The organism is uncultured Methanobrevibacter sp. (genome assembly GCF_902801725.1).
Lineage (GTDB): Archaea > Methanobacteriota > Methanobacteria > Methanobacteriales > Methanobacteriaceae > Methanocatella.
The window spans coordinates 18,138-32,354 of the sequence record NZ_CADCJB010000011.1; the positions used below are offsets into that span (position 1 = coordinate 18,138).

At 37.8% G+C, this 14,217-nt stretch carries 11 protein-coding genes; 5 read left to right on the forward strand and 6 right to left on the reverse strand.

Annotated elements, in window-relative coordinates:
• Positions 1–5: 5 nt before the first annotated feature.
• Positions 6–1,142, forward strand: coding sequence for a tetratricopeptide repeat protein (locus QZV68_RS03270; protein WP_296878554.1), 1,137 nt, complete (start codon positions 6–8; stop codon positions 1,140–1,142).
• Positions 1,143–1,316: 174 nt separating this feature from the next.
• Here QZV68_RS03270 and glmM read toward each other — a convergent pair whose 3' ends face one another.
• The 4 genes from glmM to thiC form a co-directional block, all read right to left on the reverse strand.
• Positions 1,317–2,681 (reverse strand): phosphoglucosamine mutase, encoded by a 1,365-nt coding sequence (glmM, locus tag QZV68_RS03275; RefSeq protein ID WP_296878555.1) that lies wholly within the window; start codon positions 2,679–2,681, stop codon positions 1,317–1,319.
• Positions 2,682–2,747: 66 nt separating this feature from the next.
• On the reverse strand, positions 2,748–3,146 hold the full coding sequence (locus QZV68_RS03280) for an OB-fold nucleic acid binding domain-containing protein (protein ID WP_296878557.1): 399 nt from the start codon (positions 3,144–3,146) through the stop codon (positions 2,748–2,750).
• Between the two features lie 284 nt (positions 3,147–3,430).
• Positions 3,431–5,089 (reverse strand): ATP-dependent DNA ligase, encoded by a 1,659-nt coding sequence (locus QZV68_RS03285; RefSeq protein WP_296878559.1) that lies wholly within the window; start codon positions 5,087–5,089, stop codon positions 3,431–3,433.
• Positions 5,089–6,363 (reverse strand): phosphomethylpyrimidine synthase, encoded by a 1,275-nt coding sequence (gene thiC, locus QZV68_RS03290; RefSeq protein ID WP_296878561.1) that lies wholly within the window; start codon positions 6,361–6,363, stop codon positions 5,089–5,091. Before thiC ends, QZV68_RS03285 begins: the two co-directional genes overlap by 1 nt.
• 109 nt (positions 6,364–6,472) lie before the next feature.
• Here thiC and QZV68_RS03295 point away from each other — a divergent pair, with 109 nt between their 5' ends.
• Entirely contained in the window at positions 6,473–7,327 is an 855-nt protein-coding gene (locus tag QZV68_RS03295; protein WP_296878564.1) for a methanogenesis marker 8 protein, read from the forward strand.
• A gap of 9 nt (positions 7,328–7,336) precedes the next feature.
• Positions 7,337–7,996, forward strand: coding sequence for a PolC-type DNA polymerase III (locus QZV68_RS03300; RefSeq protein ID WP_296878565.1), 660 nt, complete (start codon positions 7,337–7,339; stop codon positions 7,994–7,996).
• Between the two features lie 132 nt (positions 7,997–8,128).
• Here the strand turns inward: QZV68_RS03300 and QZV68_RS03305 are convergent, their stop codons facing one another.
• Complete coding sequence (locus tag QZV68_RS03305) at positions 8,129–10,318, reverse strand: CDC48 family AAA ATPase (protein ID WP_296878567.1); 2,190 nt, start codon at positions 10,316–10,318, stop codon at positions 8,129–8,131.
• Between the two features lie 319 nt (positions 10,319–10,637).
• Entirely contained in the window at positions 10,638–11,948 is a 1,311-nt protein-coding gene (locus QZV68_RS03310) for a prephenate dehydrogenase (protein WP_363136904.1), read from the reverse strand.
• A 149-nt stretch (positions 11,949–12,097) separates the two neighbouring features.
• Here QZV68_RS03310 and QZV68_RS03315 point away from each other — a divergent pair, with 149 nt between their 5' ends.
• Together QZV68_RS03315 and QZV68_RS03320 are read left to right on the forward strand one after the other, a co-directional pair.
• Entirely contained in the window at positions 12,098–13,159 is a 1,062-nt protein-coding gene (locus QZV68_RS03315) for an mRNA surveillance protein pelota (protein ID WP_296878570.1), read from the forward strand.
• Between the two features lie 91 nt (positions 13,160–13,250).
• Positions 13,251–14,216, forward strand: coding sequence for a cell wall biosynthesis protein (locus QZV68_RS03320; RefSeq protein WP_296878573.1), 966 nt, complete (start codon positions 13,251–13,253; stop codon positions 14,214–14,216).
• Position 14,217 lies beyond the last annotated feature (1 nt).

A 14,217-nucleotide genomic window follows, 5' to 3' on the forward strand; every position in this document is an offset into this window, starting at 1 on the left:
TCAAATTGCCAATCTTATCCTTTTCAAGTAATGATATTGATGTTATTACAGGTAAGAAAACCAGGACTATACGCAAAACCTGGAAGACTCCTCTTAAAAAAGGCGACAGATTATATTGCTATTGGAATTTGGTTTCCAAAGAAAAGATGAAGATCTTTGAAGCTATTGTTACTGATGTGGAGAACATTCCGTTCAGTGAAATTGAAGGCAATGAGGAACTGGCCATACAGGAAGGATTCAAGGATGCTAACGATATGCTTCGGGAATTCAAAAAGATGTACGGCGGAAGAATTGACAAGTCCGAAGAGTTCCAAATAATCTATTTTGAAAAGCTTAATGTCGATGACTGGAAAGGTGACAAGATAGATGAAAAGGCCATGATAATGAAAAGAGCCGATATTCTTTTTGACAGCGGTAAGTTTGACAAATCCACAATGTGCTATGACGCCGCATTGAGACTGGATCCAAATGATGTTTATTTACTTAACAAGCAGGGAGATAACTTGTCCAGATTGGGCAGGTTCATTGACGCAATTGAATGCTATGACAAGGCATTGAAGATAGAGCCTGACAATGAGTATATCCTAAACAACAAGGCGATCGCCCTTTTAAATTCCGGCAATATTAATGAAGCATACAAGGCAAGTACAATCGCTTATAATTTTGCTCCTAGCAGTCCGATTGTTCTTTATTGGAGAGGATTTATTCTGGAGATGCTGGGCAGGTATGACCAGGCGTTGAGGGTTTACGATAAGCTTATTGTCATTGACAGTGAAAATCCTGAAGTGTGGAATTCCAGAGGCAACCTGCTGACTGATATGGGCAGGCTTGAAGAAGCTATTGAATCTTTCAACAAAGCTGTTGAAGTTTGTCTGGATGATTCTGAAATGGATGCTTCAGCCATCAATAGAATGGGCAATGCATTCATTGATTTGGGAAAATATGATGAAGCATTGGAATGCTTTAACAAAGCCATTGACCTTGAAAAGTACAACATTGACTTTTTGCTCAATAAAGGTGTGGTGCTGATGGAATTGGGCAAATTTGAAGAGGCTATAGAGAGCTTCAATATGGTATTGCTTAGAAATCCCGATAATGAGGATGCATTCTTCCTGAAGGAAGAGTGTTTGGAATACTTGTAACTGTTTTTCTTTGAAGATATAGATTGCCCTCATCAGAATCATTAATTTTTTTTATCAGTTATTTTATTTTTGATGTAAGTGATTTTAAAATTAGGTTAATATATGCGATATGTTTTTTAATCAATCGAAAATTTAATTTAATTAAAAGAAAAGTTGGTGATGGGTGGAGTTAAACTATTTTTTGTATTTTTTAATTAAGCTCATTCCCCACTCGGTCATTTCATCAGCTTTTTCCTGTGAGTCGGATTCCGCAAAGCATCTGAAAATTGGTTCTGTACCGGATGGCCTGATGATTACCCAGCCATCCTCTTTAAGGATTTTAACACCGTCTGTCAAGTCAAGCTCGAAATCAGTTGTAGTTTTAATCTCTTCAGCGATGCTGTTCATGACGTCCTGCTTCTGGTCATCACTACATTCGATTTTCATTTTGCTTGAATAATAAACAGGAAGCTCTGAAACCAGTTCTGATAATGTCTTTTTCTCTTTAGCTATTGTTTCTAGAATTTTTGCAACAGTCATTACTGCATCTCTTCCGTAAACGAAGTCCGGAAAGATTAACCCGCCGTTTTCTTCGCCACCGAAAAGACCATCTTCATCTTTAAGCTTACGAGCTACAAGCAAATCTCCAACGGCAGTTGCAATTACTTCGCCGTTGTATTCTTCAGCGATATCATAAATTGCCTGTGAAGTTGCAACGGTTGTGACGATGATTCCTCCGTTGTTTTCCTTAAGCATTTGTTTTTCAACAAGAGTGAATGTCTTGTCTCCTAAAACGAAGTTTCCGTTCTCGTCAATGCAAATGGTTCTGTCAGCATCTCCGTCGTGTGCAAGACCTATATCAGCATCAAGCTCTTTGACGACCTTTATTAGTTCCTGCAAGTTTTCTTCAATAGGTTCAGGGTCACGGCCAGGGAAAAATCCGTCAGCCTGACAGTTTAGGGTTGTCACATCGCATCCGAGCTTTCTAATCAGGTAGGGTGCGGTATATGATCCTGCTCCGGAACCGCAGTCTACTACAACTTTCAAATTCGCTTCCCGGATTGCATCAGCATCGACTTTGGAGATTGCTTCATCAATGTATTCGTCAATTATCTTGTCATTTTTATATATTTGACCAATCTCGGACCAATGAGCTCTTTTAGGTTCACTGTCGAAGTATAACTTTTCAATTGCAAGGTCCATTTCATCAGGAATTCCAATACCGAATTCATCTAAAAATTTAAGGCCATTATATTTTGGAGGGTTATGTGAAGCGGTAATCATCACTCCTCCGTCATAATATTTGCGAACGGCATATTGAACACCCGGTGTTGGCAATATTCCTAAATCCACAACGTCACATCCGGATGATAAAAGTCCAGCTTTAACAGCTTCCATTAACATTGGGCTGGAGGTTCTTGTATCTCCACCGACAGCCACAGTACCTTGAATCTGAGTTCCATAACAAGCAGCAAGTCTTGATGCGAACTCCGGAGTTAAAACATCATTTGCAGTTCTTCTAACTCCAAATGTTCCAAATAATCGTTTTTTATCAGACATTTTATTAAATCCTTAAAAGTTTATTTTATAATATTTTTGGATTTTGATTAATAAATATCTATTCATTTAACTGGCAATTTTTAGACTGTCTCCCGAAGATAAAATTAGTTCCAGCTGTGAATTGTATTCGGTAATTTTTCCGACAACTTCAACTTTTTTATCTTTAAAGTCATTGATGTCAAAATTATTAGACTGGATCTCTGCGGCCTGACTTTCAAAGATGATTAATGGCATTTGACCGGTGCCATCATTGATAGTTAAAAAATAACTGCTTTTGGAGCTTGATTGGGATATGTCCTGAACAACACAACTGATTTTCACTTCCTCGTCAATCATTCCACGATTGATGTCTTTTATTTCAACTTCCTTAACTTCAATTGTTGGAGTAAATATTATCAGACCGATAATTCCTATAAGAGAAGTTATTAAAGCTATTCTTAATAATTTGTCATCTGTAATTTCCATAAGATTCTATTATTTTTCAAAGTAAAAATAGTCGATAGGATTTCAATCTTTAAAATTTATCTGAAATGCAGTATTTTTTGAAAACTCCCTTATATTATCAACGCTTTTTGGTGAAGGTTTGGATGCATTGGTATTCCTTTTCATAGGATTTTTTTTGCAACAATGCCTTTGGAAGCACTGCTTTTGATGATAGTGGCACAAGCATTGTTCAAAACAATTTGCAAAATTATAATTTATCCAATTACGAGAACACTTATTTTTAAAGTTAGAAAATTGCCTGAAATTTAGTTTCCAGTATTGTACATGGAAATTAACCTTTCAACGGTATCTGCGTCCATAGGACTTTTATCTTTTCTTATATTTTTAACAACTGGGAATCTTAAGGAGTAGCCGGTTTCATATTCAGGTGATTCCACGATTTCAGAAAATGCTATTTCAAGCACTATCTTCGGTTCAACTGTAATTTCACGGCCTTTGGTTGAAATTTCAAGTTCCTTCATTTTACCGGTTAAATATTCCAGTGTCGCATCATCCAGACCTGTTGCAGCATAGGCCACGGTCTTGAAATCGTCGTTCTCGTCTCTTAAAGCTACTAAGTATGATCCGACGAAATCGCCCCGTTTTCCGATTCCGTAGGTTCCTCCTACAATGACCATGTCAAGGGTTTCAGGTTCTGCCTTGTATTTGAGCATTTTTTTGCCTCTTAAACCTGGAATATATGGTGCTGATGCATCCTTAATCATGATTCCTTCATGGCCTTCATTAATTGATGTTTCAAACAGTTTCTGGACCTCGCCGATATTGTCGGAAGTTCCAACTTTCATTGTACTCAAGTTCATTTCGTCAACAGTGGTGTCTACAATGTTTTCCAAGGTTTTTCTTCTAATTTTTAGGGGTTCGTCAATCATTGGAACTTTGTAATACATCACATCAAAGAGGAATACTTTTAATGGAACGTTTTCCATAGCTTCCTCAACATTGTGCTTTCTTCTTACTCTATGCAGGATATTCTGGAAAGGCAGAGGTTTTCCATCTCTTGTAGCTATTACTTCTCCCTCTACAATATAGTCTTCATGAGGCAGGTGTTCATCGAACAGTTCGACAATTTCCGGAAGTGCATGTGTAATGTTTTCAAGTCTCCGTGTAAATATGTTGATTTCATCAGATTTCCTGTGAACCTGAAGTCGGATACCGTCATATTTTGTATCACATATTGCCTCGCCCATTTCAGGAATGATTTCATCAAGAGGAGGGGCAAGCTGTGCAAGCATTGGTTTAACAGGTGTTCCAGGTGTTAAATTAAGTTTTTTAAGACCTGCTTCACCTTCCTCTTTAGCAGTCCTTGCAACAACGGAAAAGTCATTGGTAAGCATTTGGGCTCTTTCGACAATAGCCTTGTCAATGTCAAATGCCTGGGCTATTGCATCGCGAACAACACCATCACCCACACCGATTCTAAGCTCTTCAGTGATTGTACGGGTTAAATATTTCGCTTCTGTTGCGCTTGCCTGTGATAATAGCTCAAGGATGATTGCAATCTTACGGTTTGTTGAGCGTGACCCGCTGATTTGAGATAGTTTTCGAAGGCTGTTGAAGACAAAATCAATGGTCAGGGGCTGTGAGAAAAAGGTCATTTGGGATTTTTTTGCATATAACTTGATGCATGCAAGACCGATGTCACCTTCGTCACGAACTGCATCTTCAACTGCAGCTTGTGTGGTTCCAACAGCTTCAGCTACTGCCCTTTCAACCAGTTTTCCACCTATTCCTATTTCTTCTGAGCTCCATGCAGGAAATACGACTCCCAAAATAAGCAATCCTACCTTTTCAATAGTGTCTGAATCTAATTTTTTTAGGTATTCGGATATTATTTCCGTTTTTTCAAGCCTTTTTGTAGTCGCTTCTAAAGCTGAGTAAACGTCTACCAGTTCCTGATATTTCATTAGAAGTCTCCTTTGGCTATTTTTACAGCACAATATTCTCCGCACATTGCACACATTTCATTATCGTCAAGTTCGCATTTGTCCCTGTACTTTCTAGGCTTGGACTTGTCAAGGGCGAGGTCGAACTGGGCTTCCCAGTCGAATTCTCTTCTGGCCTTTGCCATTGCACGCTCATGAGTCCATGCAGAATCCAGTCCTTTTGCAACATCTGCCGCTTCAGCAGCAATTTTGGATGCAATGACTCCTTCCTTCACGTCTTCCAGACTAGGCAGGGATAAATGTTCTGCAGGAGTCACGTAACATAGGAAATTAGCCCCTGCTGTTGCTGCAATAGCTCCTCCAATTGCTCCTGTAATATGGTCATAACCTGGTGCGATATCTGTTACCAAAGGACCTAAAACGTAAAATGGTGCTCCGTGGCATATTGTTTTTTGAATCTCCATATTTGCCTTGATTTGGTTGAGGGGCATGTGCCCTGGTCCTTCAACCATTACCTGGACATTGGCGTCCTGTGCTCTTTTAACCAAAGTGCCTAAATTTACAAGTTCTTGAATTTGAGGGATATCGCTTGCGTCTGCAAGACAGCCAGGCCTTAAGCCATCGCCTAATGATAAGGTAATGTCGTATTCATAGGATAACTCTAAAAGGTAATCGTAATTTTCATACAATGGGTTTTCCTGGTCGTTATGGTTAATCCAGGATGCCATGAATGTTCCTCCACGGCTCACAATTCCCATCATTCTGTTGGCGTCCTTCAGCTTTTGAACAAGATCTTTTGTAATGCCGCAGTGGAGGGTCATAAAGTCAACGCCTTCCTTGGCCTGGTTTTCAATTGCTTTGAAGATATCGTCAGGGTCCATATCGATTATTTCCCTGTTTTTGCCAAGTGTCACTACGCCTGCTTCATAAATCGGAACAGTTCCAATGCAGATGTCTACTGCATCCATGATTTTTTTTCTGAAAAGTTTCAAATCAGAACCGGTTGACAGGTCCATCAATGCGTCAGCACCGTATTCCTGTGCCAGTTTTGCCTTATTGATTTCAAGTTCAATGTCGTCAATTTTGGATGATGATCCGATGTTTGCATTGATTTTTGTTTTAAGGCCTTCTCCAATACCGCAAGGTTTTGACTTTCCGTATATGTTTTTAGGAATTACCACTAATCCCTTATCTATTAATCTGGCTAGTTTATTTACATCAATATTCTCTTTTTGCGCAACGAACTCCATTTCTGGAGTGATGCTACCTTTTTGAGCTTCACTTTTTTGAGTCAAATTTATCCCTCATGTTGACTAATCATTAATAATATTGTTCGTTCAAGTATATAGAATTAATTTTTTATAATTTGATGTTTAATAATATTAATTAAATATGGTGGTTAATATGCTTGAAGACAAACATGTTATCGAAACATTGGGAAAAGTTCGTGTTGTAATTGAAAATGGTGAAATTACAGAAGTCGGCGAATCCGAAATGAAATACTGTCCAATGTTTCATGCAATGCACAAGGTAGACGAACTGAATGAGGAATTCATCCGTAAAAACATTAATTTCAGAATCGAAGATTTTGGAATGTGCACTCCCGACAGGGTAATTGAAATGGATGATGCAGTAACTGTAGGGATATCTGAAATACTAAAAACCAACATGGAGAAAGGAAGCATAGACTGTGTAGTCGGAGCATGTGACGGTGCGGGAACACTGCTGATGACCAGTCCTCGCGTTGTGCAGGGAGTGGGCGGAAGAGTGTCAGGTCTTGTAAGCACAACTCCGATTCCTGATGTCATAAGGAGACTGGAAGAAAAAGGCAGTACAGTTCTCGACCCTGAAACTGCAGAGTTAAATCAGCTTGAAGGTTTAAAATTGGCTGTTGAAAAGGGATTTAAAAATATCGCAATCACAATACTGCCGTGTCCGATGGTTGAGGAAATCAGAAGTTATCCTGTGGGTGATGACGTTAATGTTTACATATTTGTGGCCCATACAACAGGCATCGCTGCGGATGAAGTTGAAATGCTTTTTGAAAATTCAGACATTGTAACTGCATGCGCATCCAAGGCCATTTCAGATTATGCGGATGAACATAAGCCATACTATTATGGTGTTAAGGTTCCGATTTTCTGCGCAAGTGAAAAAGGGCGTGAACTGTTGGATGCAAGACTTGAGCATATCAACAAGCCATTGACTACTAACGAGTATCCGAGAAATAAGGATGACGCTCCACACAAATTGCTTTAAGTGTTAGATATGAAGGTTATATATTTTGATACGGAAACAAGTGGACTGAATTGCAGAAATTGCAAAATTATTGAGCTTGCAATGCTGACAGTTGTTGACGGGGAAATTGTTGAGGAATATGATGAATTCATCAATATCGGCCAGGCGCTTTCACCTAAAATCATCAGTCTGACAGGAATTACAAACGAGATGCTGGCAGAAGAAGGGCGAAGCGAAGAAACCGTTGCAATCGATTTGAAGAAAAAATTAACTGAAGACACAATAATGATTGCTCATAATGCCCAATTTGACCTGTCGTTTATTTATTTCCTCCTAAAAAGGCATTATCCAGATGAAGCAGAAGACATTGTTGGAAATATACAGTGGCTGGATACATTGACTGTTTTAAAAGACAGAATGGATTATCCTCACAAGCTTGTTGATGCAGTTGAGCATTATGGTGTTGAAAAAGTTAATTTCCACAGGGCAATTGATGATACAAAAGCGCTGTATAGTGTCACTCAGGAATTAAAATTGGAACGTGATGACCTTGAGGAATACATTAATATCTTTGGATACAATCCTAAATATGGTGTTGGCAAGTTCAGATTTCCGTTCATTACCTATAAACCACAGTACTATCACAATCGAGGAAAATTACCTCCGAATGAAATTTTGCCAAAAAAATAGTCAATCTGTTTTTAAAATAATAATGGTGGTTTGGAGGTTGTGTGGGAAGGGTCTGTTCTTCCCACTAAATATGGTTAGAAAGTTCTTTAAAAATTAAGGGAGGAAAAAGGAAGAAATTGGGGTGTTTCTTCCTTACATATATTGAACTAACTGTTCTTCGTCTTTATTTCCAGGCTTCACTTTTTCGCTGGCTTCTTTGAAGTATTTGTTTGAGATTTCGGTGGTTTCCAAGTTTTCTCTCAATGCGAGCATTGCTGCTTCACGGCACACTGCTTCAATATCTGCCCCGACATATCCTTCGGTGTGTTTAGCTAATTTTTTGAGGTTGACATCGTCTGCTAAAGGCATATCTTTTGTGTGCACTTCAAAGATTGCAAGTCTTGCTTCTTCATCAGGTTCTTTTACTTGTATGTGTCTGTCAAATCTTCCAGGTCTCATAAGGCCTGCATCTAGAATGTCCGGTCTGTTGGTTGCGGCGATGATTGCCACATCTTCTAATTCTTCTAAACCGTCCATTTCAGTTAGCAATTGGTTAACAACTCTTTTTGTGACACCGCTATCTCCATCGTTGCCGCTGCGGGTACTTGCTATTGCATCGATTTCATCGAAAAAGATCACAGTAGGTGCTGCCTGTTTTGCTTTTCTGAATACTTCGCGTATTCCTTTTTCGGATTCACCAACCCATTTTGATAAAAGTTCAGGGCCTTTGACTGAAATGAAGTTTGCTTCACTTTCACTGGCTACCGCTTTTGCAAGAAGTGTTTTACCTGTTCCTGGAATTCCGTAAAGGAGGGTTCCTTTTGGAGGCCTTATTCCTAAGCGTTGGAATGTTTCAGGATGTTTCAGTGGCCATTCAACAGCTTCTTTTAATTCTTGTTTCACATCTTCTAGTCCTCCTACATCATCCCATTTGATATCTGGAATTTGCACGAGAACCTCTCTTAAAGCGGAAGGTTGTATTTCTTTTTGCGCGTTTTTAAAATCGTCCCCTGTAACGACGATTTTTTCCATGACCTCTTTTGGGATTTCTTCATCGTTTTGAATTTCTGGTAAGATTCTTCTGACTACTCTCATTGCCGCTTCCTTACATAATGATTCAAGATCGGCTCCGACGAATCCATGTGTTGTGTTTGAGATTTTGTCGAGGTCAACATCATCTGCAAGTGGCATGTTTCTTGTGTGGATTTCCAGTACTTCTTTTCTTTCTTCAGTATCAGGCACTCCAATTTCAATCTCACGGTCAAATCTTCCAGGTCTTCTGAGTGCTGGATCGAGAGAGTCTGGTCTGTTGGTTGCACCGATAACCACTACCTGTCCTCTGGATTTAAGACCATCCATTAAAGTTAAAAGTTGAGCAACGGTTCTTCTTTCAGCTTCACCGTTGGTTTCTTCTCTTTTTGGAGCAATTGCATCAAGTTCATCTATGAATATGATTGAAGGTGAGTTTTCTTCGGCTTCCTCAAAGTATTCCCTTAAGTTTTCCTCAGATCCGCCCACATATTTGCTCATGATTTCAGGTCCGTTTATTGCAATGAAATGTGCATCACTTTCGCTGGCTACTGCTTTTGCCAGTAATGTTTTACCTGTTCCAGGAGGACCGTGCATCAATACTCCTTTTGGTGGTGCAATGCCTAATTTTTCAAAGAGTTCAGGTCTTTTAAGAGGAATCTCAATCATTTCCCTTACTTTTTTAACCTCTTCTTTGAGTCCTCCGATGTCTTCATAGCTTACATCTACAAGGTTTCCGACACCTTCTATTTTGCTTACGTCAACAGGAGTTTCATGTAATTGAACTTCAGTATTAGGACCGACAATAACAATGTCTTTTGGACTTGTTGAAACTACTGCAAATTTGATTTCTTTCATTGCCGGTGTAAAATCCATCAACTCATCAAATAGGCTATTAAAACCCATGCTTGGTCTTGATGCTCTGATTTGTGATCCGATGATGTCTCCTTGAACCATTACTTTTCCGGCAAATAATCCTCTAACATCACCTTGGACACGGATGTTGTTTTCAATTGGGGCTAAAACAACTTTTTTTGCTTCAGTCGCTTGAGTTTTTTTGATTGTTACTTCTCCGCCGATTGTTGCTCCGGAATTTTTACGTACTAACCCATCAATTCTTATAACTCCAAGACCAATATCGGTTTGTGAAGGAAGAGCAATGGCGGCAGTTCGCCTATCACCAACGATTTCGATTAAATCTCTTTCACGAATGCCTAAGTCATCCATGACATTCGGGTCAAGTCTTGCTACGCCTTGGCCAACATCTTTTTGTGAAATTGCTTCTGCAACTTTTAGTGTAATTTCGTTTGCCATTTTATCATCTCCTTTGTATGGCTATTATATAAATGATTGTAATGGTCAAAATCTTTTTGTTACTTTTTGTAACTTTATTGTATTTTGACAAATATAAGATTGTATGTTTTACTATATAAAGGTTTCGGTCAAAAATTTAAAAATTTTTCTTCGTATTTTATTTTATTTATTTAAATAACTGATTATATTAATTATTTTTACAAATATATTTCTTAAAATTTTAATTTTTAAAAAATAGCGATTAGTGATGGTTTATATTTGAAATAAAATTTTAATTACTTTTTGATATTTTAATATTTGTTCGTATATGATAAAACAATTATCTTATGGTTCCGCCAAAGCCTGTGAACAATTTTTTCACATTCTCAATGTCATCTTTTGATAATGCTGTAACCTCGAATGTCAAGCTTATTGAGCCATCATCAATTTGGGGTCCATTGTATGTGTCAATTAGCTTAACGTTAATTATATTGTCAATATTCATCACAGCTTTTTCTATTGTTTCAACATTAACGTTTTTTGAAAATACGCAGCTGATTGACTGGACGGTCTTATCACAGTTGTCAAGTTTCCACTGGTAAAGCTCATTTGGAAGCAATATCCTGATGTTTGCAAGGCGCAGATTTTTAGTTTTGCTTCCATTTATTAAGGTTGCTGTTTTGCTGTCCACACCTTCAAGAATTCCTACATGAATTTTTTTAGAGTAGATGTGCTGCAGACCTACTTCCTTGCCGATTAACCTGGTCAACATTATGTATTCGTAATTCAGAGCGCCAATTGCTTTGTCACTTCTACCTAATGCATCTTTAATGTCACCCATATGTTTTGTTGCATTGTTGGTAATCTCAATGAATCTTTCACTGTCCTTTTCATTGATTACATCTCTTAGCTCAATCACCGCATCTGCAAATGTATTTCTAATTTTCGGCCCGTTACTGTTCATGGACTGGATGTTGTATGTTAAATATGGGTTTTGTGAAACAATACGGGCAATCAAATCAATCATTAAATTGTAAATCGGACTTTCATAATCTTCGGTTTCAGCCAGGTCCACTTTCAGTTTTTCAATTGCGGAAGCTGTTGAAATGAAAGAGAAATGGGTTAAAACCTGCACAATGCTCATCATGAAGTCATGTTTTTCGGCAGTGGTTTCAATAATTTTCATATTTTTGCTTTTAAGATAATCATAAACCTTATCATACCATTCACCCTTTTTATCTGCAGTCAAAACAATTATCTGATTGTCTAGCCTTGTAGTTCTTGGACCGAAAACAGGGTGTGTCGGAATATATTCTATCTCATCGGGTAAAACTTCCCTCATGGTGTTTGAAGGCTCCTCTTTAATTGAAGTAACATCCACCATTAGTGATCCTGATTTCATATAAGGCGCCACTTCGCGAATTACATCTGATGTGTGTTGGATAGGCACTGAGATGATTAGGATATCACTGATATTGGCCAGTCCTGCATTGGATTCAATATAATTTACTCCTGCTTCACTGGCAATTCGATTTCCTTTCTCATGGTCTCTACCAGTAATGTATACTTCAAATTCGTCCTTAAAATAATATACTAAAGTTTTTCCTAAACCGTCAGTTCCACCAATAATTCCAACATTCATAAAAATTATTTTGTTTTAAGTATTAATAATAGTATTGTAAAAGACATTCCTATTTTAAAAAGTTGAATGGGATATGTTTGATAGTGACAAGTTTCTTTGCGCATTTTTGAATTTGGGTTAATTTCATTAACAAGTAACAATATAATATCTTTGAAAGCATGAAAATTATAAATCAGGATACTAAAGAGGGAATTATTGAAGTAGTTCCGGAAACATTGGACGATTTATGGCATTTATCACATATCATAGAAGTCGGAGACAATGCTTCCTCAAAAACAACACGCCGCATACAGGACAATACAGGCGATAAGTTAAGAAGTGACCGGGGAGTTAAAAAAACTTTTTATCTGGGATTGGATATTGAGAATATTAACTTTCATTTATTTACAGGAAAATTGAGACTAACTGGAGTTATTACTAAAGGACCTGAAGACCTGATACCTCTCGGTTCTCACCATACTCTTGAAGTCAAGCTCAATACTCCCATAACCATTAAAAAAGACAGATGGCCAAAATGGGCAATTAAAAGACTCAATCAGGCAATCGATGCTTCTAAAAAACTATCTGCAATAATTGTTGTACTTGAAGACGATACTGCTACATTGGGATTGATGAGGCAATTCGGCATAGAGTATTACGGACCTATCAAGGGGCATGTTTCAGGCAAAAGGATACTTGACAAGAACAGGCAAAAGAATATCACTCAATTTTATGAAAAGGTAATAGAATCAATTGTAAAGTTCGATTCAATACAGAATATAGTGTTGGCCGGACCGGGATTTGTTAAAAATGATTTTTTCGATTATCTTAAAGAGAAGCATAAGGAGTTGGCTCAAATTTCAATTATCGAAAGCACCGGTGCCGGAGGAAGGGTCGGAATAAGTGAAGTTTTAAAGAAGGGCACTGTTGAAAAGCTAACTTCCGAAAATAGGGTTGCTTTGGAAATGTCTGCTATAAATAATCTGCTTTCTGAAATTGGCAGGAATTCCTCAAAAGTGGCATATGGGCCAAAAGAAACCAAGAACGCTATAAATCTTGGTGCGGTCAGTGAACTTTTGGTACTTGACACCAAAGTGGCTGATGACAATATGGGCGATTTGATGGACATGGTAGAAAACATGAAAGGAGAGGTCATGGTCATAAGCAGCGAACACGATGGCGGCAAGCAACTGGAAAGTTTAGGTGGAATGGCAGCTATTTTAAGGTATGAAATCAGTTAATTGATGTTAAAAAATACTGATATATTAAATTTATATAGAATAAAATATTATAACTTATAATGTATAAGACAGTTTTATATTTGTGATATCTATGATGTATACGTCAGTAATTTTTGCATTGATATTCGTTTTCGTTTTATCTGCGGTTGGAACTGCAGTACTGAATATCATTTTCAATTTTTTAGGAAAGCAGGGTTATTTGGGAAATTTATATCCTAATGTTCGTGGTGGAATACCTAGAGGCATAGGTTTAGTCCCCTTTGTTATTTTATCATTTTATATGCTGCCTAAATTTAACAATCTTGTTTTAATCATTGGAATTTTTGCTTTTATTGACGATATTCTGGGAAGAAAAAAATGCGTTCCATTGGGCATTGAATGGGGTCAGCTTTCAAGAGGAGTGGGCATAATACTTGTCATGATTGTAGGAATTATGGAAGGATTAGGTGTTTCTGCAATTCTCATAGCTCTTTTAGTTCAACCACTCAATATTTCAGACATGCAGCCTGGATCCACTTGTATAGTAACAATTATAATGTCTATTTTAACCATGCTTATTATGATATTAATCAATTCACCTCCTTACGAAGAATTGTTGGCTATCTACACACCATTATTGATATTGGTGGTATGTTTAGGATACTGTCCTTTGGACTTTTCAGGAAAAATCATGCTTGGAGAAGTCGGAAACCATACATTCGGTATTGCATTGGGTGCAGCATTCTATATTGTCGGCGGTTTCTGGTGGCTATTGCTTTTATTCATATTAACAACTGCATTGATTGCCTTTGTAAGGCGCAATACCCTGAAAGTATTCTTCAGACAAAGGTTAGGATTGATAAACCCTACATTTGGTGATTATTTCATGGATGTATTAACCGGAGGGGGATTGGGAGATCTCGTTAGAAAATTTGTTTTAAAGGAAAATCAGTATCCGGTTACAAATCCTATATTGATTTTATTAGGATTTAGAAGACTGTTATTTAATCCGCATGCAAGACGCCATCCTCATTATCCTCAAGAGGATATCAAACCAAGAATAATGTTAAGGAGATAAG

Coding starts and splice junctions, on each gene's coding strand:
- glmM (WP_296878555.1), bottom strand. CDS start 2,681: ATGTCTGATAAAAAACGATTATTTGGAACATTTGGAGTTAGAAGAACT.
- QZV68_RS03280 (WP_296878557.1), bottom strand. CDS start 3,146: ATGGAAATTACAGATGACAAATTATTAAGAATAGCTTTAATAACTTCT.
- QZV68_RS03285 (WP_296878559.1), bottom strand. CDS start 5,089: ATGAAATATCAGGAACTGGTAGACGTTTACTCAGCTTTAGAAGCGACT.
- QZV68_RS03295 (WP_296878564.1), top strand. CDS start 6,473: ATGCTTGAAGACAAACATGTTATCGAAACATTGGGAAAAGTTCGTGTT.
- QZV68_RS03300 (WP_296878565.1), top strand. CDS start 7,337: ATGAAGGTTATATATTTTGATACGGAAACAAGTGGACTGAATTGCAGA.
- QZV68_RS03305 (WP_296878567.1), bottom strand. CDS start 10,318: ATGGCAAACGAAATTACACTAAAAGTTGCAGAAGCAATTTCACAAAAA.
- QZV68_RS03315 (WP_296878570.1), top strand. CDS start 12,098: ATGAAAATTATAAATCAGGATACTAAAGAGGGAATTATTGAAGTAGTT.
- QZV68_RS03320 (WP_296878573.1), top strand. CDS start 13,251: ATGATGTATACGTCAGTAATTTTTGCATTGATATTCGTTTTCGTTTTA.